This is a genomic window from Myxococcus sp. CA039A (assembly GCF_013336645.1).
Classification (GTDB): Bacteria; Myxococcota; Myxococcia; order Myxococcales; family Myxococcaceae; genus Myxococcus; species Myxococcus llanfairpwllgwyngyllgogerychwyrndrobwllllantysiliogogogochensis.
In genome coordinates this window covers 44,357-67,173 of sequence record NZ_JABUMQ010000011.1, presented here as the reverse complement: position 1 = coordinate 67,173, position 22,817 = coordinate 44,357, and the positions used below count along the sequence as shown (strand labels likewise).

At 67.3% G+C, this 22,817-nt stretch carries 8 protein-coding genes; all 8 read right to left on the bottom strand.

The features are described from left to right. Nucleotides 1–2,608, bottom strand: a 2,608-nt coding sequence (pglZ, locus tag HR086_RS03120) for a BREX-6 system phosphatase PglZ (protein ID WP_174464830.1), incomplete at its 3' end; no start/stop codon positions are given. Then, nucleotides 2,605–6,582, bottom strand: a complete 3,978-nt coding sequence (gene pglX, locus HR086_RS03115) for a BREX-6 system adenine-specific DNA-methyltransferase PglX (protein ID WP_174464829.1) — start codon at nt 6,580–6,582, stop codon at nt 2,605–2,607. The genes pglX and pglZ, both read right to left, overlap by 4 nt. Then, nucleotides 6,579–10,190: a BREX system P-loop protein BrxC gene (gene brxC / locus HR086_RS03110; protein ID WP_174464828.1), complete on the bottom strand. Its 3,612-nt coding sequence runs from the start codon at nt 10,188–10,190 to the stop codon at nt 6,579–6,581. Before brxC ends, pglX begins: the two co-directional genes overlap by 4 nt. 14 nt (nt 10,191–10,204) lie before the next feature. Next, nucleotides 10,205–10,843: a BREX protein BrxB domain-containing protein gene (locus HR086_RS03105; protein ID WP_174464827.1), complete on the bottom strand. Its 639-nt coding sequence runs from the start codon at nt 10,841–10,843 to the stop codon at nt 10,205–10,207. Next, a complete protein-coding gene (locus tag HR086_RS03100) occupies nt 10,840–11,571 on the bottom strand; it encodes a DUF1819 domain-containing protein (protein WP_174464826.1) in 732 nt (243 codons plus the stop codon). The genes HR086_RS03105 and HR086_RS03100 overlap by 4 nt, the downstream gene beginning before the upstream one ends. After that, nucleotides 11,558–12,157 carry a BREX-6 system BrxE protein gene (gene brxE / locus HR086_RS03095; protein WP_174464825.1) on the bottom strand — a complete coding sequence of 200 codons (600 nt, stop codon included), beginning with the start codon at nt 12,155–12,157 and terminating at the stop codon, nt 11,558–11,560. The genes HR086_RS03100 and brxE overlap by 14 nt, the downstream gene beginning before the upstream one ends. 364 nt (nt 12,158–12,521) lie before the next feature. Beyond that, entirely contained in the window at nt 12,522–15,200 is a 2,679-nt protein-coding gene (locus tag HR086_RS03090) for an SNF2-related protein (RefSeq protein ID WP_174464824.1), read from the bottom strand. After that, the gene (locus tag HR086_RS03085) at nt 15,197–22,807 is read right to left on the bottom strand and encodes a sacsin N-terminal ATP-binding-like domain-containing protein (protein WP_174464823.1); all 7,611 of its coding nucleotides are present in this window, start codon (nt 22,805–22,807) and stop codon (nt 15,197–15,199) included. The genes HR086_RS03090 and HR086_RS03085 overlap by 4 nt, the downstream gene beginning before the upstream one ends. Nucleotides 22,808–22,817: the final 10 nt, after the last annotated feature.

Genomic DNA, 22,817 nt, shown 5'->3' with positions numbered 1-22,817 from the left:
GTGCGGGTTCCGGTGTCTCCGGCTCCTTGCGCGCTGCTGGCACGTAGGAGACCGGGTAGGTGGTGGGCGGAGAGGCCTTCACCGACAGGTCGCCCGCCAGCGCGAGCTCCACCGCGAGCCTGTCATTCACCGCGCCCTCGAGGACGAAGTACACCTCGGCCCACTCGCTCGTGCCCGGGCGGAGGCGGAAGCCCCCGGGCTGGGCGACGGCATCGGCTCCCGTCACGTCCTTCACCACCATCCGGACGTCCGTGTTGCCCGCCACCCGCATCACCACGTCCACGGGCTGTGAGCTGGCGAACTCCAGGGGCGCCTGTCCGCTCCGCTTCGCGGGACTCACCCGCACGCGCAGCCGCTGCACGCCCATGGCGGCGCTGGCGGGCTCGCATTCGATGGCGAAGCGCAGGCCGGTGTCCGCGGCGGCGCGCTTGCGCGAGACGTGCAGCACGGGGATGACGCGCTCCTGGAGCGAGTTGCCGCCGTGGGTGAACGAGCCCGGCGCGCGGCCCACGTCGTACTCGGCGGTGTCCTCGCGGAACACCAGGAAGCCGGGGGCCTCGTAGTGCAGCGAGGCGAGCGGCACGCAGAGGTGGTCCGCGTCCATCCGCTCGGTGTCGCTGAAGACGTAGCGCCGGTCCGCCTGCCCGCGCGCGCCGAACCCCTGCGTCCGCACCCCGCGCTGGAGCAGGAATCCGTGGTCCGACGTGAAGACGAACTGTTGCACGCCGGCCAACTCGAGCTGGTGCCTCGCGGCGACGATGTCCCGGATGATGCCTCCGAAGACGCGAACCCCGAAGTCGGCCTCGCCGGCCTGGTCGATGTCGAGCCCGTGGACGACGACGAGCTGCGCCTGCTCGACGCGCTTCTTCAGCCGCGCCACCGACGTCTGGCCCACCTCCGCCAGCGGGAGCTGGAGCGGCGCCTTTCCGGCCGTGCGCGAGCCCATCACCTTCACCCGGTCATCGGGGCGGGTGACGGTGCCCTCGCCAGTGCGGAAGCCGGTGAAGCGGCCGTCTTTCACCAACGGAGTGAGCCGGCCGTCGCGCTCGATGGGGGGCAGGGCGTTCATGCCCACGGCGGTGACGGTGGGCAGCTCGGCCAGCCGGGCGCGCAGGTCCACCTGGACGCCGCTGCCCAGCAGCTCGTCGCGCAGCTCCAGCGCCATCTCGAAGCGGAGCGCGTCCAGCACGAAGAGGGCCACCTTCTCCCCGGCGCCCAGCAGCGGCAGGACGGCCTGGTCGAAGAGGCTTCGCTGTTGCAGCTCCGGAGGGGGCAGGGCGCCGTGCTCGCGGCACACGCGCGCGAAGTCCCTCGCGAGCACGTCCGCCCAGTCCGCCCACGCGAAGCGCAGCTTCTCGAAGGCCAGGTTGAGCGCGGTGAGCTCCGGAAGCAGCGGCCCGTAGAGCGCGGCGTGGCGCTGCTCGAAGAGGCGGTGGGCCAGGTCCACGGGCGCGGCGGCCTCGGTGTAGCGCTGGACGGCCTCCTCCAACCCGGAGACGTGCTCCAGCGGGCGCGGGGCCCCGAGCAGCGCGACGCCCAGCCGCGCCGCGTCGCCCACCAGCGTCCAGGCCCACTGGCGCGGAGGCTCCTGCTTCACCCAGAAGCCCTGGCTTGCCTCGTGCGCCTCCACCCAGTGCAGGGCCTGCGCGTAATCACCGGCGGCGAGCGCCTGCACCGCGCCTCGGTAAATGGTGAGCGCCTCGAACTGGAAGGTGTCGATGCGGCCCAGGTCCTTCGGCTCGGTGTCCTCCTTGTCGCGAAGCCACAGCTCCACGCCCAGGGCCCACGTCCGGTATCGCTCCGGCTGCTGCTGTCGGAGCCGGGCGGCCTCCTGCTGGCACCGCTGGACGGTCTGTGGCGGCAGGTCCTTGAGGCGCGCGAGGTCGGAGTGGCGCGGCACGCGGCGGAGGTCGTGGACGAACTCGACGCAGAGCAGCCAGGCGACGACGGCCTCGGTCAGGTCATTGATGGTGGCGAACCACTGGTCGTCGATGCCGAAGAGCGTCTCGGCTCGGGCGCGGAGGGCGGACTTTACGCCCTGATGCGAGGCCTCCTCGGTGCCGGTGAGCAGGTTGACGAGCTCGGGGGCGCTCCGCTCGGAGATCCACACCACATGGGTGTCCACCGCGGGGGCGCCTGCATCGGCGAGCCAGGCGTCGGCGGCGGCGAGGGTGAGCCCGGGAGCGGCGACGAAGGACTCGATGTCCGGCAGCGTCCGGCGTCCGTTGGCGGCGGCGCTGACTAGCGAGGCCAGGTTCTGCTGGAAGGGGTGGGCGCTCTCGTAGAGTTCGAGCAGGGGCGTGCCACGGACCGAGTTGGGACTCTGCTGCGCGGGGAGGTTGTTGTAGCCGGGGAGGTGGACGAGCAGCAGCGGCTTGTCGATGGTGCTGCCCTCGTGTTCGAGCGCGAGCATCAGTTCCAGGAAGCTGTCCCGGAACGCGAGCACCGGCACCGGGAACTGCTTTGCCTGAGCTCGGAGGCGCAGGGCATCGACGAAGCCCGTGTAGTGGCCCTCCGCGTCCAACCAGACGACGAGCTTCTTGTCGTTCAGCGTGGAGAGGAGTTTCTGCTCGAGGAAGGCGCTGACCGGACCGCACGGAGTGGTCATGCGGACGCAGCCTCCTCGTCCTCGCCCTCGGCTCCCTCTGCTTCGGAGAGGTCGAGTTCCTCCTGGTCCTGCTTTCGAGCCCTACGCTCGCGCCGGGCCTTCTCCGCTGCTTCGAGCTCGATCGCGCGTGCGGACTGTTTGTCGCGGAAGGCGGCGCGCAGGGCGTCCGAGTCCTTCTCATCCAACTTGAAGCCTGGGCCGAACTCGTCCTGCAGCCGAAGTGCCCACTGGTACGCCTTCTCCGGGTGGTACTTCCAGAAGCAGCCGTGGGCCACCGCGAGCGAAGGGTCCTTCCGGCACTTCTCGTCCACGCGGTCAGGGAAGTAGCGGGCGGCGAGGTGGGACCAGTCGTAGTCTTTCCGGCCCTTCGCGTTGGCCAACTCCTTCCACCACTTCTTTGGGTCCTTCCACATGGGCTCCAGCAGCGGCCAGAGCGCGGCGCTGTTCACCATGACTCCGTCGTCGAGGTCCATGCGGTAGGAGGCGTCTACCTCGCGGGGGGCTGTGCTGCTGTCCGGGGTAGGAGGGCCCTTCTCGGCTATCTCCTGCACCTTGCGGATGAAGTCTTCCAACTCCTCCAGCCATTTTCTGTGCTGGTCGTAGTTTCTCTCTGCGGTGGCGCGTGCTCTCCTATCTGGGTCGTTGCGCGCGTTTCGCAGGTCGACGAGAGCACCTTGAATTGCCTTCTGCTCAGGGAGGAGGTGGTCGGCGAGGAGACTACTCAGGGTGGAGTCAGTCCAGCAGTGGATGGAGATGTAGGCGATAAACGATTTCTTCGCCGAGGACAGCGGAAAGTAGATGGGTCGGTTCTCGTAGAGCTTGCGATGGTAGTCAAAGAACTCGTTACCCAGCCACTGGTTTAGTGTTTGGGAGCCGAAGTCGCCCGAGCGCCGCGCCCACTCCTCACCAAGGTCTTGCGGCGCGTTTGCATCAATTGTCGACCGGTCCGAGCAGAACAAGATGCCGTTTTTGAGGGCAGATGGTGGGGCTTTCTGCAGGATGCCGCTTCCAGCTGAATCGAAGCGTCCGAGGGCTACCCCCAAGCGGAATGAGAGGTGCTGAGTCGAGGTGGGTTGAGCCTCATTGTCGCTCCGAAATGGTGATTGTTCAGTGCCGTCGACGGTCCCCTGCGCCCAATCCTGTGCGGCAGGCCAGAAATGGGGGCCAGGCCTGGCAAACTCGACGGACGTCTCTCTTGCTGCTTCTGCCCTGGCGAACTCATTCGAAAGCGTTGCAGCAACGAGTTCTGCTCCTGGCACCGGAGCTAAAGCCAGCCGATTGACGTCAGACACTTCGAAGTGCAGCGAAGGATTGAGGGACTTTAGCGTGTCGCGTGCTTGGGCGCTGTTGAGCAAGCAAAGCATGTGGGCATGGTGTTGGCGCGAAGGGAACACCGACGACCCCATCGCGCCAAACACGCCAGGCGACCAGTGAGAGCGTGCTGCAAACTCTGCTCCCACAGCAGTAAATGCGATCCCTCGGCGAAAATAGTAGCGTTCGTTCTTGATGTACTGACCAGGAATGTCGCGCTTGTAATCTTCAATCCATACTCTCAGCTCAATCGCGCATCTGTGCCAGCGAACGATGAACGACACTGGCTCAAACCATTGACTGCCTTCTGCCCCTTTGATGTAGGGCACCCAGGCTGCATTTGGCGGAGGGCTGTGTTCCTCTCGGCTCCAGAACAGATCTTGAGGAGCTACTTCCCAGGGTTTCCGCAAGAAGCGTGTGTTGTCCTGAGTAGCAAGGCCACTGGCGGCAGGAGCAATCGTCTCCAATTTTGGTGTAGCAGAGTACTGCGCAAATCTCTCAATCGTCCACCAGTACAGCAGTGGCTTCGATTTGACGGAGCCAAGGTGCGGCACACCGAATTCATGGCGAGCGACCTGTGTAAGCAACGCAGCGCGCTTCCGGGCGGTGCGGTTGCTATCGCGTGACTTGTCGCTAACCGGTGTAGGCTGTATCGCGACGCTCGCTCCGGTAGCCGGAGCCACATGCCTGAACACCGACATCGTGGTAGCGACCACCTCATCAGGGATCTCTTCGAAGGCGCCGCGATCCACGTCTCCGATGATTCGTAGGTCGTACGTCTGAAGTAAGTGCTCGCGTAGTGCCGTGAACCCGCTCAGGAACATCCAGCTCCGCATCGTGACCATTGCGGATGCTCCGCCGGGGCGACACAGGTCCAGACCACGTTCCAGAAACGCGGCGTACAGGTCGGACTTCCCGCGCGGGTAGTGCTTCGCAATGTACCCGGCGTCCTTCATCCGGGACGTGCCCTGGTACGGCGGATTGGCAACGACCAGGTGGTACTCGCCATCGCGGACGATGCTGGCGAACCGGAGCCCGGCTGTCAGTTGCTGGCCTCGCAGCCTGAGCCCCAGATCCTCCTCTCCAGCGTGGTCTGCGAGGAACGCATTCAGTCGGTCAAGGATGAGCTTCTTTGCGTCCTTCTTCTCCAACGTGGTGCGCTTCTGCTCCTCCACCCCAGCGAACAGGTCTCCCTGCCTTCGCGCCTTCCCGAGCTTGCCCTCGTAGGACTCGATGGCGCGGTCCACGGCATCGCCCACCTTGAGCAACGTGCCCAGGTGGTCCACTCCTTTGAGCACCTCCATCAGTTGCCGCGTCAACTCCGGCGGGATGCCAGTCTCAACCTCGATATCCCGCTCCAGCTTGAGCAGTGCCGGGTCCTTCCGGTCGAGCGTCGACAGCCGCAACGCCGGAGCAACCAGGTTCACCTGCCTGGGCGATGCATCCTTCGCGAGCGTCCGGGCCTTGAGGAAGGTCGCCGCCGCAGCGATCTGCACCGCACGCGGGTCGATGTCCACGCCATGCAGGTTGTTCTCCAGAATCCACTCGGCGATCTGCCGGTCCGTCCAGTTCTCGCCCCGGTGCCGTGCTTCCTCGCGGTAGAGCTCCACGAGCAGGTCGAAGGCAACCACGAGGAAGTGGCCGCTCCCGCACGCCGGGTCGATCAGCTTGAACTCCCGGATGGACGCAGGGGCATGCTTCACCACGTCGTCAGGCAGCGGCTGGGGCACGTAGTACTTCCAGCACTCCTCCAGCGTCCCCTGCGTCGGCATGAGCGCATCCAGCGCCACCTCGCCGGCCTCGCGCTTCTTCCGCCACTCTGCCCGGCGCTCGTCCAGGGACTGGAGGACCCCGCGCTGCTCTACCTCCGCGGTCCACCCATTCTTACGGCACATTGCCAGCCAGGTGGGGCCCAGCGAGTTGTGGAGCAGCCACTCCACCATGTACCGCTCGGTGAACATCTGCGTCTTCGACGCAATCTCATGCGACTCCAGCTTCCCGCGCTCGTGCAGCTTCGCATCCAGCTCCTCGCGGTCCGGGTCGTTCCAGTACTGGTAGACCCATCCGAGCGTCATGTCGTCGCGCCAGGCCTCGGCCGGCACCTCGTCGAGCGCCTCGATGACGGCGCGTAGCGTGGCGGGCGAAGGCGGGAAGAGGGACGTGAGGCCCACCTCGCCAAACAGGCCGGGTAGGCTCGCCGCCAGCTCGTCGAACAGGAGCTGGAGCAGGACGCCGTAGCCCTGCGTCTCGTTCTCGAGGAATCCTGGCGAGAACTCACGGAACTGCTGGTAGCCCAGGCTCATCCACCCGCCCGTCACCACCGCCGGCCGGGACAGGCAAACCGCCTCCAGGTGACGGATGAGCACCAGGCGGTTCAGGAGCGTGGCGCCCGCCTCCTTGATGGCATTGTCCATCGCCCGCTTCCGGGCCTCCGCCGTGCCGCCTTCCTCCGCCGCGCGCTCGGCGAGCGCGGACTCCAGCCGCCGCCGCCGCTCTCGCATCGCCTGGGACAGGCTTGCCTTCGTGGAAGGGACATTCAGCAGGTATCGCTGCTCCGCGTACCCGCGAAGCTCCTCGAGGAGCTTGACCCGGAGGTCCCGGATGGTCTTCCGGAGCGCCGCCTTGGATTCAGGGGTGAGCCGCGCCGACAGGTTGCCGTTCATCCAAGCCTCACTTTGTGCCCGCGCTCGAGCTGTTGGGTGACACGCTCGCGAATCTCATTCAGCACACGCCCGAGCTCGTCCGTGTCTGCCACCTCGCGCCCGCGCAGGTTGAGCTCCACCCGGACCACTGGCTTCTGGTCCTTCGCGGAGACGAGCTCGTCCAGGGTGGCCTCCGCGCTCTCCGCCGCCTTGTCGAGCCGCTGGCGGAAGTCCATCTGGAGCTCGTACAGCGTGGGGGCAATAACCTCGGGCGAGCTGCGCGCCAGCGCCTGTCCGATGGGCCGGAACACCTGGTGCGTCTCGTCGTCGTTCAGCTTCTCGAAGCCGGCCCGCTGTCGCAGCCGGGCCCGGACCGCCTCGGCGCGCTTCTCCTGGTCCTCGAGCAGCGTGCCGCGCCGCAGCCGGTAGTGCGCGCGGATGCGCTCAAGCGGCGCGTCGATGGAGCCCAAGTCCACCCAGGGCCTCCGCCCGCGAAGCTGCGCCTCCACTGCCTTGACGTCCTCCGCCACCGCGTCCGCCGAGCCGTCCCGGACGAGTTGCTGGATGTGGTGGTCGCGGACGTCCGCGGCGGCCCGGACGCGCTGGATGACCTCCTCCGTCAGGTCCGTGTGGAGTCGGTTGAGGAGCTGGGCGCCTTCCTGCAGCGCGGGCAGCGCCTCCTTGAGGGCCCGCACCGTCGGATCGATGTCGCGTACTCGCCGGCAGGACTCCAGCGCGGCGGCGAGCTTCTGGAGCGGTTCCTCCGGCGCCGGCCGCCCTGGCAGCAGGCTGAAGCGCTGCTCCAGCGTGCGGAGCTTCTCTCGGAGCGGCGCGAAGTGCTCGAAGACGGCGCCGGCCAGGGCTTCGTCAATGGGCTCGACGTCCTTGCCGAGCAGCTCGAAGAAGCGCCGCATCGCGGTCCTGTCCCGGGGCGTCACCGTCTCGTCGCGATTGGGGAAAAGGCTGGCACGCTTGAGCTTCGTGATCTGGAGGAACACCTCCCGCGCGCTTGCGTCCATGGGCGAGGTGAGGACGGTGCCGTCCTCCGTTTTCACCTTCACCTTGCGCGCGCGCAGCAGGGCGAGCAGGCACGCGCGGACCACGTCCGGCGGGTAGCCGTAGGGCGGGCGCGCGAAGTCCTGTAGGAGCACGTTGCCCGCCGTGCCGTCGTGCTTGTCGACATACGAGAGGATGGCCGAGGGCACCGTGCCCTGGCAGCTCGGGAGGAAGTGGCCGCCGTCCTGGGTGAGCAGCCCCAGGCCCTGCTCGAGGAACTTCTGCGAGACTCCCGCGAGCGTCGGCGCAAGCAGTTGCTCCAGCTCCCTGTCCGTCACCGCCACGTCGGTGTGGTGGGTGTAGAGCTGAGGAAGGCGCGCGCTGCCCACCGCCGACATGATGGTGCTGAAGGTGCCGCCGTGGTCCTTCGCCGGCTGGTGCTGGCCTCGGAAGTAGAGATCGCCTTCCACGAAGGTGCGCTCCACGAAAGCGCGGGCTTTCGTCTCCAGGTCCTCGGCGCGGATCTCCTCGTCGAAGAGCAGCCGCTGACGCTCCCTGGACATGGAGGCCTTTCGGGGGGCGTACTTGGCAATCATGCCCCGGGACTGGCCTAGCTCCTTGAGCGTGTCGCCCAGCTCGCTCTCGCCCGCGACCCAGACGATGCGATCCTCGAGCTGCTTCTCGGCGCTGCGCTTCGACCACTCGGTGGGGGAGCGGTCCGCCTTCCCGGAGAGAAAGCGGAAGTCGAGCGTCACTGCGGCCTCGTCGCCTGCGTTGAGCAGTCGCTCGTCCTTCAGCTGCCGCCCGTCAGAGAAGTACGCGGTCCAGTAGAAAGCGCGGCCCTTCAGGCGCGGGCGCTCCGGATCGCGCATCAGCTCCGCCAGCTTTTCGCGGACCAGCCGGTGGCGGTCGTCGATGCTGACCTGCACCTCCTCGCGATCGCGCTGCCACTCCTGCCCGGCTGAACTCTGGATTTTATAGCCCTCCTTCTCCGAGAACCCGATGAGGTTCAGGTTCCGGAGCCGCTCCAGCGCCGGCTTCACCTCGTTCATCGGGTTGCCGTCGCCGAGCCTCGAGTAGAGGCACGAGGCAATCAGCTCCGCGGTGACGCTCGTCTTGTCGTTGTTGAGCTCGAGCAGCGCGATGGCCTTCACCACCCTCCGGGCCCAGGCATCGTCGGCGAGCGCCTGCTGCGAGAGGATGCGCGCCATCGCCGCCTGCACGTCCGAGTCGAACGCGGTCTGCTGAACGTCGTAGATGAGATCGAGCGTGACGAGTTCGCCCACGGCCCGGGAGGCCAGCTTCTGCTCGCGGAACAGCTCGCCCAGGAGCTGGAGGAGGCCGCGGATGGCGTAGTCGTCACCCTGGGTGCGCGTGGAGCGCTGGCGGAGGCTCGTCGTCAACGCCATGAGCAGGTCCACCTGCCCGGGCAGCATGGGGTAGACCTCGACGAAGTCCTCCTCGGTGAGGCCGCCGCACTCGTACCCGAACAGCTTGAGCTGCGCGCCGTACAGGCCGAAGAGGCGCCGCAACTCCGGCTCGCCGTCGCGGTGCTTCTTCAGCAGGCGCCGGTGCACCACGTCCCGGATGTTGGTGGTGGCCAGGTGCACCCGGAGCGACGGAGGGAAGCGGTCCTTCAGCTTGCCGATGGCGACGTTGGTGGACGCCTCCTCCAACTTCTGCTGGCCGGTGGCGAGCAGCCACGCCTTGCCCTTCAGTCGCTGGCCCAATTCCGAGACGAAGCTCTGCAGCTTGAGCATCCGGTCGTCGTTCTGGTGGACGTACTGGCTGACCTCGTCCACGACGATGAAGAGCGTCTTCCCGGGGGCCCGGCGCGCGAGCATGGCCTCCAGGTTCCGCACCGTCTCCGCCGAGCTCAGGCCGGTGTGGCGCGAGGTGCCCACGCGGCTGTCGAACCAGGCCATGGTGCCCGAGTAGGTCGCCGGCTCCATCACGCTGATGACGCGGGAGAAGTGCTCATCCGCGCGCGCCGTGGCGCGGACCTCGCTCCACTCGCGGCCGAGCGTCCGCCGGGCCACCTCGAGGAAGTGCTCCCACTGCTGGTCCTTCTCCAGGCGCAGCTCCGCATCCGCCACCAGCGGGTCCGTGCTGTAGCCCAGCCGCTGCTGCACCATCCGCGCGACGGCGGAGTGGATGTGCTCCCCGTCATTTGCCTCGCCGCCAACGTCAAAGACGACGGCGAGGGAGTCCACCTTGCGCGCCAGATTCTCCCACGCGTCCACCAGCGCCTTGCGGTTGGGCGAATCGTCCCGCGCGAGCAGGGCCGCGGACAGCTTCCGGCCGTCGGGCAGCGGGCGGCCGTCGAGCGCGAGGCCGAGGAGCTTGGCGAAGCTCGACTTGCCGGAGCCGTAGAAGCCGGAGATCCACGAGGCGGGCAGCTCCGGGCCGGGCTTCTTGTCCAATTCGCGGGCAATGTTGTTGAGCAGGCGGACGTACTGCTCGTGGATGCCCAGGGGGACGCGGCGGTGGCGCTCGTCGGCCTCGGGGTAGCCGCCGGTGATGATGTACTCGCTCACCTCGTCGGCGAGCTTCTCGGGGCTCTGCTCGTGGAAGTAGACGACGGGCGGAATGTCGCGCGTGACGTCACGGGCGAAGAGGTCGGAGATCTTCAAGGGAAGGCTCACTTTCAGGCGTAGATGCGCGGCCGGTAGTCGCGGTCGGACTCCAGCTCCTGCATGAACGAAAGGCCACCGTCCCGCTGCTCACCGGGGTAGAGCAGCACGACGGGCACGTTGTCGGTGCGGCCGCCCAGGTGCTTGAGCAGCGCGGACGAGCGGAAGAACGGGTAGAGCGCGCCGGTGCGGCCGAGCAGCACCAGGGTGCGGTCCGGGTCCGCGGGGCGCCGCTCGCGGAAGGCCTTGATGCGCTGCTCGATGTCCGCCGCGAGCCCCCCCGGCCCGTCGATGTGCTCGGCGAGCCGCTGCCGGAGGTCGTTCATGGCGCGCTCGGGCGAGCGGGCGTGGAGGCGGCGCTCCCGCTCCACCAGGGACTGGAGCTCCTCGGCTCCGAGCCGCGTGCGGAGCCGCTCGAAGAGGACCTGGTGCAGCGCCAGGGAATCGACGGCCCAGTGCTCGGCCTCGAGCCGGCCAATCATCGTGCGGAGCAGCTGGCGGAGCTGGAACTCCTTGTCGGGCCGGTAGACCAAAATGGCGAAGTTGTGGTTGCGCATGGTGCTGATGCGCGGGCCGGTGGGCGCGGTGAGGTCCCGCTCCAGGGCCATGACGGCGCCAGCGAGCCCCTCGCCAGGGTAGAGGTCGTCTGTCATCCGAGTGCTCCCAGCGGGCTCGCGTTCAGCTCCACCAGCGAGCCCATGCGGCGGTAGGTGACATCGGGAAGCCTCCGCAGGCGGGCATCCACCGCGTCGTGCGTGAGCCCCACCGAGCGGAGGTAGGGATTGTCCTCCCAGCCACCGGTATGGGTGACGACCTGGAGGAGGCGGACCAGATAGCCGAGCGCCTCGTCGGGGACACGAGGAAGCAGGGCGGAGCGAGGGGCCTTACCGGTGGAGACCAGGCCGGCCTCGGCGGCTGCACGGGTGAGCTTGGTGGCGAACCCATAGCGCGTGGCGGGGGCCCAGTCGGCGTCCGGCCGCGCGCCGACCCAGCGCGCGACGGCGTCGGCGTCGAACTCCTTGCGGCCGTCGACGAGGCGGGCAGGGAGCCAGTCACCGGTGAAGGCGCGGTAGAGCGGGTCCGCGAGCTGCATGTGCCAGTGGCACAGGAGGGGACGGGTGCCGGGGTCCGCCGGGCGCCAGCGCCGCAGCGCCGCGAGCGCGTCCGGGTAGGCGTCGAAGCGGACGGCGAAGTTGGCGAGGAGGAGCTTCACCCGGGCGAGGCTCTTGTTCCCGAACCAGCGCTCCGAGAACGCGCGCTCGACGCGGGCCGGGCCACGGACCTCCGGGTCCACGGCCTCCCAGTAGGCCCGTGACTCCTGCACCGCGAGCGTCAGTCGCAGGATGCGCGTGTGGAACGAGTCGACTTCAGCGCTCGCCACGGTCCGCCTCGGAGAGGATGAAGGAAAGCGGATAGGCCGCGGGAGGCTCGGTGAGCATGACGGCGGCGAACCGCCGGGCCTGGAAGACGGGCCCCTCTTCGGAGCGAGCCTTCAGCTGCCGGGCTCCGAAGGCGGCGACCTTGTACGCGACGTCGAGGTTGGGGCTGGAGAGGCGCGCGAAGAGGGCCTCACGGTCGAACGGCGCACCGGTGACCTGGAGGAGTGGGAGGACCTCGACGGGCGGGTGCGCCTCGAGCTTGTGGTGAGCGAGCCGCTCGTCCAGCGCTTCGTCGATTTCGAAGCCGAAGTGGAAGAGGGTGCGCATGTCGTCCGCGCGACCACTCTCGCGGCGCAGGCGCTCGTCGACGCGCCGCGCCGCGCGGCGGGCGGCGTCGAGGCCGGCCCAGTGGTGCGTGCGAGGCAGCAGGCGGCGCCAGAGGTCTCCGCCACCGTCCGGGTCGACGAGGTCCGTCTTCCACCAGCCAAGCCGGGGCTGCTGACCGCCGGGGGACTCGCCCGCCCACGCAAGTACGAGCTGAAGGGCCAGAATCTCATCCAGCTGTTCGGAGGCTACGCCGTGCGCCATGCTGGTGGTTGTACCAAAGCCACGCCTTTGAGTGCCGACAGAAGAATCTGTGCACTCACTCTTGAGCTGGCTGGCGCAGGGCGCCGGGTGCGAGGCAGCCTCGAGCTCCAGCTCGGCCCCCACTCGCACACCCGGGCGCGCCGCCGCAGGAAGTCCTTCCTGCCGCTACTGGAGGGCCTTTCGTCTTCTTGGGGGGCGCGCGGATCCCAACTTCACCGGTAGGGCGGCCGGTGCACAACTCTTCGGCCACCGGTCCGGGGGCGATGCCCTTCGGAGTCAGGGAACTCAGGGCGATCGGTTCAAGAACCCGCGCTTCGTGGAGACCCTCAGCACGCACGAAGCGCCTCCGGGCGGCGTGGATAGCTCATGCGGATGGAATCAGCACCGCGATCAATTCGCTCTCGGGAGCGCGAAACGGAAGGCGCTCTTTCTGCAGATGTTGATCGAACCATCTGTGAAGGGATTCGACATCAGCGCTTTCGGAGCCCGCCAGACTATCGCTGCTTTGTGTACGCGCGAGCGCGACCGGACGCTCAAGGATCAGGTTGAGCGATTTGATGAGCTCCCAGTCCTCCAACATTGCGGGACCTTCGGGTTTCACCTGGACACCGAAGACAACCTTCCTCACGACCCCCGAGGCATCCGTCACCCTGTCCCGAACCGCCATGATGACAATCATGGACTCAAGGCCCGGGACCCGGGCCCGTGCATGCTCCAGCCTCTCCCCAACCTCGAGCGCCCGGTTGACGACGATGTGCCCGACCCCGGCGACACTGTCCTGGGTGTGCGTGCGCAGCCGCTCGAACGCCAGCCCCGTGTAGCGAGCCTCCAGCTTCCAGTCCTCCTTGCGCCAGCCGTCGGGCGTGAGGAAGGTGAGCCGGTTTCCTTCCTGCTCCGGCCTCCGTCCCTCCAGGATCAGCAGTCCCTTCATGAACGGAATGAGATCTGGCAGGTCCACCTGTGGGATCTCGGCGACCGTCCTCCCGAAATCGAACTTCGACACGGCGCCGACCATCTTCTCCACGACACGGACCGCCGGTTCGCCCCCGAATTCCGCGGTTCGGGCGTCGAACCACGACGAGAGCTTCTCGCGGGACACAGCTCTCGGCGCGTCCGCGAAGAGCTGCTCGAACAACCCGGGCGGTGACATCCCGAGCACCAGCTGCAACATGTCCTCGGGATCGTCCATCGCGCGGGTGAACGCTTGCGAGATCCGCTGGAGCTTCTGCTCAAGGCATTCCCAGATCCGGCTCTCGAGGGTGTCGGGGTTCCTCAGGTTGAACACGTGCACCGGCTCCCGCTGGCCATATCGGCTCAGGCGGCCGACGCGCTGGTGCATGCGCATCGGATTCCACGGCAGATCGACGTGGATGAGCGCCGAGCAGCGCTCCTGCAGGTCGATGCCCTCGCCAGCAGCCTCCGTCGAGATGAGGAAGCGAACCTTGCCCTCGTTGAACGTTTTGGCCGCGTCGGCGCGCTTGGACTGCAGCGTCGTCATTCCTCCCGACGCGGTGCGCACCTCCTCAAGGTAGCCGTCCCCGTTGATGAACGTCGCGCACCCCTCTCCGAACCGTTCCAGCAAGGCCGAGGTGACGAGCGCCTGTGTCGCCTTGTACTCGGTGAAGAGCAGCACCTGCTGACCCGCCAGGGAGGTGCCGATGAGGTCCTTCAAGCGCTCCACCTTGGTTTCGCGCTTGACCATCGAGGCGACCGCGAGCAGCTCTTCAATCGCCGCGATCTCGTTCGGGAGTAGCATGAGATCCGTGGCGTACCCGGCAAGTCGCTCCTCCAGCGCCGCGCGCTCGTCCGCCTCGGAGGGGTCATCGCGTTGCCGCAGCTCCGCGAGGCGGTCCGCGGCGTTTCTGAGCTTCTCCTCGGACGGCCTCGCCTCGTTCCTCGCCTTCAGGCGCGCAAGGCGGTTGCGGAGTGCGCGGGCCACGGCCGCGATCGAGCTCGACGCGAGCTTCTGCATCGCGATGAGAACGAGGATGACGCTGCGTTCGTCCTGCTGACCCATGGTGGAGGCGTAGGCACGGCCTTCGGAGATGAACCGGGTCAGCTTCTCGTAGAAGGCAGCCTCCTCCGGGCTGTACGAGAAGACTTCGCGATGGTTGACGATGGGGGTGAAGAGCTGTTTTCCCGCCATGTCGGTGACGACCTGCTTGTTGTTGCGGATCATCACGTCGCGCAGCCGCGCATACTGCTCCTCGGGCGGGTTCCTCGGATCGAACCAATCAGGCCGCAACAACTTCAGCAGAGAGAAGAAGCCGTGGTTCTTTCCGCGGTGCGGTGTTCCGGTGAAGAAGAGCATTGACTGGATGCGCCGCCGCTCCTGGAGCTTGGCCACGAGTTGGAATGCTAGGCTCATTCCCCGCTCGTCCGCGTTCAGGTGGTGCGCCTCGTCCACCATCACCATGTCCCACGGCTCCGCCTCCAGGAGGCGGTCCCAGCGATCGCCCTGGTCCATCCGCAGGGTGTGCGCGGAGGCGACGACCATTGAGTGGGTTCCCCAGAAATCACCGTTCGCGGTGTCTGCGGCCGAGGTGTAGAGCGCCAACCGGATGTCGAACATCTCTCGGAGCCGGGATTGCCACTGCTCGACGAGGCTCGCGGGAGCCAGGACGAGCAGGCGCCGGATGCGCCCTGATGCAAGCAGCGGCAGCAGGATCAACCCGGCCTCGACGGTCTTTCCCAGGCCCACGTCGTCCGCGACCAACCAGCGGGTGGGCCACTCCTCCAAGACGCGCTTGCAGACCCAGAGCTGGTGCGGCAGCAGATCAATTCGCGAGCGCGCGAACACGCCCCAGCGCTCGTTCACCGATCGGATGGCGAGCGCCAGGGCATGGACCACGACGGGGAGCGGCGGTGACCACTTGGCTGTCTCCGCCGACGGAATAACCCTCAGCTCTCCGCGCAGGCACTCGTGGATGCCGTCGTCGAAGCGGACGATGACGGTCTCTCCCCGATCGAGGAGGACCTGCCCTCGGCCATGGCTGTCGTGGACGACGGCTGACTTCTCGGTCCAGGCGCTCGGTGTTGTCATGGCTCCAGTCCAACCATGCGGGCGATCACGGACGCGTCCATGCGCGCCCGGTCGTACAGCGTCAACATCGGCAGATCATAGCATCGAGCGAAAGTGGGATCTCCGCCCGCGAGGTTGTTCCGGCTCCAGCGCGCGATGACGCGCGAGCGCTCTCGCCAATCATCAGCCATTGGTACCGCTGAGCCGCTCAGGTACGCGACGAGCGCGCGCGTGCTCCTGTAGGGGACGTAGCAGAGCTCCTGGAGGTCGCCCTGGGGCTCGATCAACCCGAGACGCGCGAGCTCCCGGATCACAAAGCTGGCCCCTTGTCCGAGCGTCCCCGCGATGGGCGGGGCGTCGAGGCCGGAGCCCGACAGTGCGGGGTTCGCCCGAGGACGCAGGTGGAGCTGCATGTCGAACAGTCCGCTTCCGGCGGCGCGGTCCACGTTCAGGAGCAGTTGGGCGTAGGTGGGCAGGAACGTGCTGAAGCAGTAGAGCGCCGGAAACAGCCCCAGCCAGAGCGAGTACGTCTCGTGCGCGACCTGGTCCGCCATCCACTCGTCGAGAATCCTCATCCAGGCTTCGGAGGGGGACTGCTCCCGTGAGATGGTCTCCCACCAGGAACCGTCCCCTCCGCTCCGAAGCTTCTCGAGAAAGCCTCGGTGTTGGGGACGGTGCTGACGACCGAAGCGGTGGCACGCACCGAGCGTCAGCAACGTGAGCCAGGCGTCGCGCGAGCGCGGGGTCGTTGCCTCCTCTGCCAAGCTCTCCTTGAACACTTGGCGGTCCCAGCCGGAGGGATAGATCTGTTCCTCGTACTTCGCCACGCACTCCCCGCCGTGATCACGCCACCAGGCCGCGATTGCCTGCGCGAAATCCCGGCTCGCGAACCGGAGTGGCTCCGCTGGCGGAGGTGGCTCCTGCTCATTGACGTCCTCGTCATACACATCCACATCGGAGAATGAGAAGGCCGCCTGTTGGAGCCGCGCTGCGAGCAACGCGGTCACGGCGGTCTCGAAGAGGAGCGCGGCCAGCTGCGTCTGGCTGAGGTCGGTCCCGCGCGTCACAGCCTCCAGGTCTTGAGCCGTCTGGCACCACCGTAGTCCCTCGGCGAGAAGGATCTTCGTCAGCTCGGTTCGGAGATGCCCGCGCAGCAGGTACGCCAGCACCGCGCGCCGCTCCTGCTGGGTGGAGGCGGCCTGCGCCCACTTCGCGAGCTGCCTGGAGTCCGCGTCCAACCGGTGACGGGCGAATCGGAAGTACCTGAGCGCCGCCGTCTCGTACCTGCTCGACAGACGCGCGCTCGCCGGGGCGAAGGCCGCGCGCAGCAGTTCCTCCTCAACGTCGCTCCACGCGCTTGAGCCCTCGAAGGTGGCGCGGGTCTCCTTGGTGGGGTTCAGGAGCAGCTCGGCGGCAGGCCGGTTTCCCCCGTCCTCGGTGAAGAACCGGGCGGACTTCGCCCATTGCTTGTGCTCTTCGAGGAGTGACGGCGGCAACACACCCTGGTCACTCAAGGCGCGCAGCACTTCGAGTTCGGTGGATTGCTCGGGGCCAACTACGCCACCGACCTGAGCGCCGTCCAGCAAGTCCGGGAAGCCGAGCTTCCCGGGAGCCGGCTGATCTCCGTGCATGGACAGGACCTCTCCGACCCGGCAGGAGACGACCGTCCCTGGGGCGAACCGAGCCCGGATCCAGGACCAGCGACTGAAGGTCTGCCAGGGGAACCGGGAAGTAGAATGGCCCGGTCCCGCAGACACCTCGTCGAGTTCGGCCGTCAGGGCCCACCGCACGTCCTGCGGCGCGAGGCAGCGCCGCCACACGCCCGGTAGGCGCGAGGGGAGTGCGGCCAGTCCCTCCTCGCGCAGGAAGCGCACGTAGCCTCGCAACACCTCTCGTGCCTGGGCGTTCGCGGCGAGCCGTGGATGAGTGAACAGCTCGAAGACGCTTTCCCAGAGCGCGTACGAGCCGTCCTCGCGATCACGCGGAACACCGAGTTCCGCTGCGAGCGCGCCCCAATCGCTCGTTACGCGTTTCCAAAGTCGCGAGAGCCCCTCCTGGACGCAGTCACCGACGAGCCGGAAGAGCCTGTCGTTCCCGAGGTTGTCGTTCGCGAGGTTGGTCCGCCCGACGTCCACCTCGAAGGGCGCGTTGATGAGGATCCCGACGTCCCAGCGCACGCGCGTCGGAGCGGTGCACCAGAGCGTAGGTAGGTCCCCGGCGAACCGCTCCACCCCTCGGCCGGAGAGCGCCAGCGCGATAGCGAGGCGCTCGTCCCGGGGGCTGCGAATCACCAGAACACGACGCGCCGCCTCGCCGCGCTCGAAGGATACCTGGAGGTCGCCGACCTCCAGCCAGCCTGTTTCCAGCTCGCGCGGTTTCCATCGCGCCTGCGACTCCCCAGACTGCTCCCGCCACGAAAGCTCGCGGACGGCGCGGGAGAACACGCATAGCAGCCCGCCGTACCGCCGAAATTGAGCGGTGGCGCGCCGATACAGCTCTTCGTCTCGGACGCGGATCCGGAACGCGGTACTTCCGCGGTCCCCTTCCGCGCGCAGGTCGGCCGGGGGATCCCAGCGCTCTGGTGCGAGGCAGGCGCGGATCCGGAAGGACAGGGAACCGCTCACCACCTCTGGTGGATTGTCCGTCAGCAGGTACACGGACTTGAACCCGATGCCGAAGTGCCCCGTGTTCGTCGCGGGATCCTTGTCGCTGACGTTCAGCTTGAGTAGGTTGAGGAGGTCACGGCTGTACGGGCCGTAGCGCGGATCGCTGCGCTGCAGGCCCAGGGTGTCGTTGATTGCGCGCCCGCGGTGGATGAAGACGATGCGCCGTTCCGCATCGTCGAAGCGTAGCTGGAGCGGCGCGTCGGGCACCGCACCGGGAAGCTGGGACAGTGCATCGTCAGCGTTCTGCGCGAGCTCGAAGAGTACCTGCTCCGGTTGGTACTGGTACTCATAGACTCGGCGCCGGAGGACTTCGAGGAGATAGGCCTGGACCTCCTGGGCTTCCGGCCCGTCTTGGAACACGAGCGCTTCCACGGTCCCGCGGGCCTTTTTGACGGCGAGTTTGCGTTCCTCAAGATGCTTCCATCGCTGGCTCCGCTCGCGCTCTTGAGCAGTGGCCAGGAGCGTGTCGAGCTGATCCTGCGCCTCCTGTTGCTCGAGGTCCGCGGTATCGAGGTTATTCAACGCGTCGTGAAGGAGGCGGGGCGCGCCGCGGCGGAGGCTCTGCAGAAGACTCGGGAGTTCCCCGGCGATCTTCGCTCGGAAGATCCGGATGCGTTCCTCTCCCGGCCGATCCAGCAGTCTACCCAGGTACGCGCTGGCCCTGCCCCTGCGATCCGCGACCTTGTCCAGGAACAGCTCGATGGACCGCCGCATGGCAGCGTCGGCCTCCTCAGCCCCGATCGACTCCGGTGCGAACGCCAACGTCAGTCGCTGCCGCTTCGTGTGGGCCTCGCGCAGCTTTGGCAGGTGGCCGACGAAGATGGTGAGATCCTCGCGCGACTGCGCGACGATCTCTGCGTCGAACCAGGCGCCCGTCAGCGACAGGACCTTTACCCGACTGCCCGGAGAGACGAAGTCCACGCTGTACTTCACCTCCTGTATCCACTTGGCAGTGAGTTCCGAGTCGTTGCCCAGCAATTGCTCGAGAACGAAGCGCGGGGTGCTCACGTCAAGTCGCTCGGCCCATTCCCACGCTTTCAGTGGAGGTTGCTCTCCCAGCAGCACCAACAGCGCGGACAGCAGCTTCTGCTCTCGTACGACGGCCTTCCATCCATTGAACCAGTGTTCGAAGTGCTTGCTGCCCGAAACCTCCTCACCCGCCGCGGGCTCCAGCCCAGCGTCCGCGTCCTCGTCGCCCTTGAACCATCCGGCTTCGGCCAGGGCCTCCTCGGCGGTCCTCGCCAGTAGGCGCTGCGGCGCGATGCTCGCGGCGGAGCGTGCTAGCACCTCGGGCGCCACGAAGGCGCCCTCCCGGTTGGGCAGCTGGATGCGGGGCAGGATCGCGGACGCGAACGCCGCGTCGCCCGCCGCCGCGCGCAGATAGTCCCTCCACAGGTCGCGGTCCTCGGGCTCCTTCGAGAGCGCCGTGAGCAGCTCTACGAAGCGCTCGACCGGGAGATTCCCCGACACCAGGTGGGCGCACTCGCCCCGCACGTCGGCCCATTCCTCCAGGCTCGAGTCACGCACCGCCCGGAACAGGCGGAGCTCGGGATAAACCTCAACGCACCGCGCGTTCAGTAAGGCGTCCAGTGTCGTGGCGCCGGGCAATGCCTCAGGGATCAAGAGCGGTAGCCCACCGCGTCGTAGAGCGAGTACGAGCCGAACGGCCCACGACTCCTCGCCCTCCATTATCCACCGCCGCACGACTGCGAAGCCCGGATGCGCGTTGACCTCCGAGGGAAGGCCGGTCTCGGTGATCACTCCATCGAGCCGGAGACCGTCCAGCGCCCACAGCGCCTGATCGACGGAATGAGGCACCAGGATGACCGACACTGGCGGGAGGGCGCCCCCTTTCTGGTCGAGCAGCCACGGCGTCTTCAGCGTGTCCTGCCTCTGTGCGTCCAGCGTGCCGGCGCCGCCGGAGGCAAGGGCGTTCGAGATTTCCCTCCAGTGGCGCGACGGCCGCGGCGCGTGCAGGCAGTAGGCGAGCTGCGCCGCCGACGACCACTCCTGAATTGTCGCGCGCTCCCACTCGGCGCAATCGGGATCGGCCTCGTCGAGGAGCGCGACCTCATCCCGGAGCGTCTCCGGCACGGGCCAGTCTCCGCTGCGACTGCGTCGGAAAACAGCCTCGCGCAGCGAGCGCAGCCCCAGGTGTGTCGGATGGATCTCCAGCCGCGACCACACCTGCTGTTCCTTATGGGCGGCAAGGAGCTTCCGCAGCTGCTGCTTCTGGTCCCCAGACAGCGCCGCGAGCATCTCGGCATACCCGGAGTCGTCGAGTCTCTGCAGCAGCGTGATGAGCTTGCCGTTGTCGACGTACTCGATGTCCAACGAGCGCTGCCACTCGTGCCGGACAGCGATGCCTGGCGGGATGAGCCGCATCGCCCAACCGAGGCCCGCGAGGGCTGTCAGAAACAGCTCCTGAACGTCGCGGTCGAGGTTCGGCGGCACATAGAGAGGCGAGCGCGTCTGCAGAGCGGACTCGCCGTAGAGAAGGGTCTTCACCGCTCGTTGGTTCTTGCCAGTGTCCTGCTCTCCCTTCGTTGGGGGCTGCTCAAGGATCCATTTGAGCAGAGGTAGTCGGTCTTCACGGTTGGCGGACAGCCGGGTCTGCGGCGCTGCGACGAGGTCGATGACGGCTGCGAGGCTCAGGGCGGGCACGTCGCGCCGCTGGGCCTGGAGGACCTCGATCCAATCGGGCTCCTCGACCACGAGCACGTCATGGACATGTCCACCGAGCGCGCGGAAGAGCTCTCCCCGGACCTCAATGCGGAAAACCTCTCTGCCCACGAACAAGCAGCGCTGGCGCAGGGCGGCATCGAACGTGGCGAAGTCAATGTAATAGACACCCGGCTCGCGGGCGGACAGGACGGGAATGACGGGGAGCTTCGCGAGCTGCGGATCGTTCAGTGCGCGGGAGAGGCCGTAGGCGTTGACGACCTCCCGGATCAACCGCCGGGCGGTCTCCTTGCGTTCCTTGAGCCGCCTGCCGGCCCATTCAAGGAGCGAGGCCACATCGGACGGGATCAGCTCGGGGCTGCGCCTCCCGTCCACCTCGAAGTCCGGTGGCAGCACGAGGACCCCGGTCTCTAGCGCTAGCAACTCCAGCATCTCGTCTCTCGTGAGCAGCGGCAGGAAGAGGCACTTGCCAGGCAGGTACGCGACCACACATCGCCATGCCTCTGGCTCGATCTGGCGCTTGGACTGTTGCGAGAGGCCCCTTCGCAGCATGGCGCGCGCGACCTCGGCCCGTTCCTTCTCGGCGAGTGTTTCGATGCACCTCGCCACGTACTCGATTGCGGCGCGCTCAATGAAGGACCTGGCGATATCTTCGGAGGAGACGAGGTGCATCCACTCCTCCTTGCCCAATCCCCCGGGGGCGCGAGCGCCCAGGCGTGGCACCTCCCACCAGACAATCTCCGTGTCGGTCGTGATCCTCTGCAGCTCGGAGAGGAGCAGCCGCGCAGCCTGCCATTCCGTCGGCTTCGGCCGCGGCAGCGCCACGATCCGCCGCTTCGCGGGAACCAGCCTGCACGCAGTGATCGCGTCCCCTTCCGGGCCGAAGACCAGGGCGAAGTCACGGCCGAGCGCCGCGGAGTGTGGCCCCAGCTCAGCGATCCCGCAGATGGCCTGGACGAGCGCCTCCGCGTGAGGCGTCTCCACGCCCTCAAGCGCGTCCTTCAAGGCAGGGAGCAGGCAGGGCAACGTCGCTCGATCACGGATGTGGGCGTTCCAGTAGATCCGGATCGTGTCATCCGCGAGCGCGTCTTCGGATGTGGGCAGCGGCCTCTCGATTCCCAACGGTCCCTGGCGGCCGGAGTCCGGGAAGAAGTAGCCGTGCAACCAGATGCGCCACCGCCAGGGGCCTGCCACCTGGAGCTTGTTTTCGGCGAGAGGCAGGAAGACCGCCCAGGCCCACGTCGATCCGCACCCATCGGTGCTGGACGGCTCGCGGAGGATCGTGACTCCACCATGGCACACGGCCTTCTCCGGCTCGGGAGCGTAATCCATGCCTTTCTGCGTCAGGCGGCTGGGCCAATGAGGATTGGCTTGGAGACTCTGGACGAGCGCGTCCGAGGGCTCGCGGAAATCCTTGATCGTCGCCACCAGCTCCCGTTCGGTCCCGGCGGTCCGCCAGGAGATGCGGACGCGCCGGAGGGCTCCTTCCGAAGGGGGCGACGGCAACGTCAATGCATCTCCTTCCACGCGCCGCAGCTCGAGCTCACGCTCGGCTGGCGCGCCCGGCGAAGGCGCGAAGGTGATGCGCACCCGCTGGACGGACGAGAGCTGCGGCAGCAACGCCGCCACGCCTGCGGGGTCGTCGAAGAACCGCTCGGTCAGGCGGGTGACGTCCGGGAACCATCGACGGATGGTGGCCCCGGTGCGGTCGACGCGGATGGGCAACCAGAGCGCGAACCAGTTCTGGGCATGGAGCCAGCGCTCGTCGACCAGCGCCATGATGCGCTCCTGATCCTCCTGCCCGAACGCGTTCCATTCCCGCTCGAAAATGTCCCGTCCCGTGTCGGGGTTCGTCCAGGGATTGATGCACAGCGACTGGATGTTCCCTCCGTGAGCGCGGCCGAGCGCGAAGAAGACCTCCGCCAGGTGGAACACCGCCTTCTTCCCGAGCCCGAAGCGACCGATGGCTGTGGAGTCGCTCGTCTTGCTCGTCACCGACATCGAACCGAGCGCGTAGGCGTCGGCGCTCCGGAACCGGCCGTTGTTCAGGCAGACGATGGCCGGGTCCGCCAGCAGCTCGTTGCCCACTTCGGAACGCGCGAAGCCCTGTCGATGGAAACGCACCTCAAGCTCGGTAGCGCCGGCATCGTTCGCGTTCTGCAGGATCTCCTTGATGATCGGCAGGATGTCCCGGCCGCCCTCTTCGATGACGTAGGACTCTTCGAGGAGCCGTTTGATGTCCGGGATGATGGTGTCGGGTCCGACCAGGAAGTTCGACATGAGGGCTCCA

Excerpts from the sequence above, each read along its gene's own strand:
- HR086_RS03085 (WP_174464823.1), bottom strand. The coding sequence starts at position 22,807 with ATGTCGAACTTCCTGGTCGGACCCGACACCATCATCCCGGACATCAAA.
- brxE (WP_174464825.1), bottom strand. The coding sequence starts at position 12,157 with ATGGCGCACGGCGTAGCCTCCGAACAGCTGGATGAGATTCTGGCCCTT.
- pglX (WP_174464829.1), bottom strand. The coding sequence starts at position 6,582 with ATGAACGGCAACCTGTCGGCGCGGCTCACCCCTGAATCCAAGGCGGCG.
- HR086_RS03090 (WP_174464824.1), bottom strand. The coding sequence starts at position 15,200 with ATGACAACACCGAGCGCCTGGACCGAGAAGTCAGCCGTCGTCCACGAC.
- HR086_RS03105 (WP_174464827.1), bottom strand. The coding sequence starts at position 10,843 with ATGACAGACGACCTCTACCCTGGCGAGGGGCTCGCTGGCGCCGTCATG.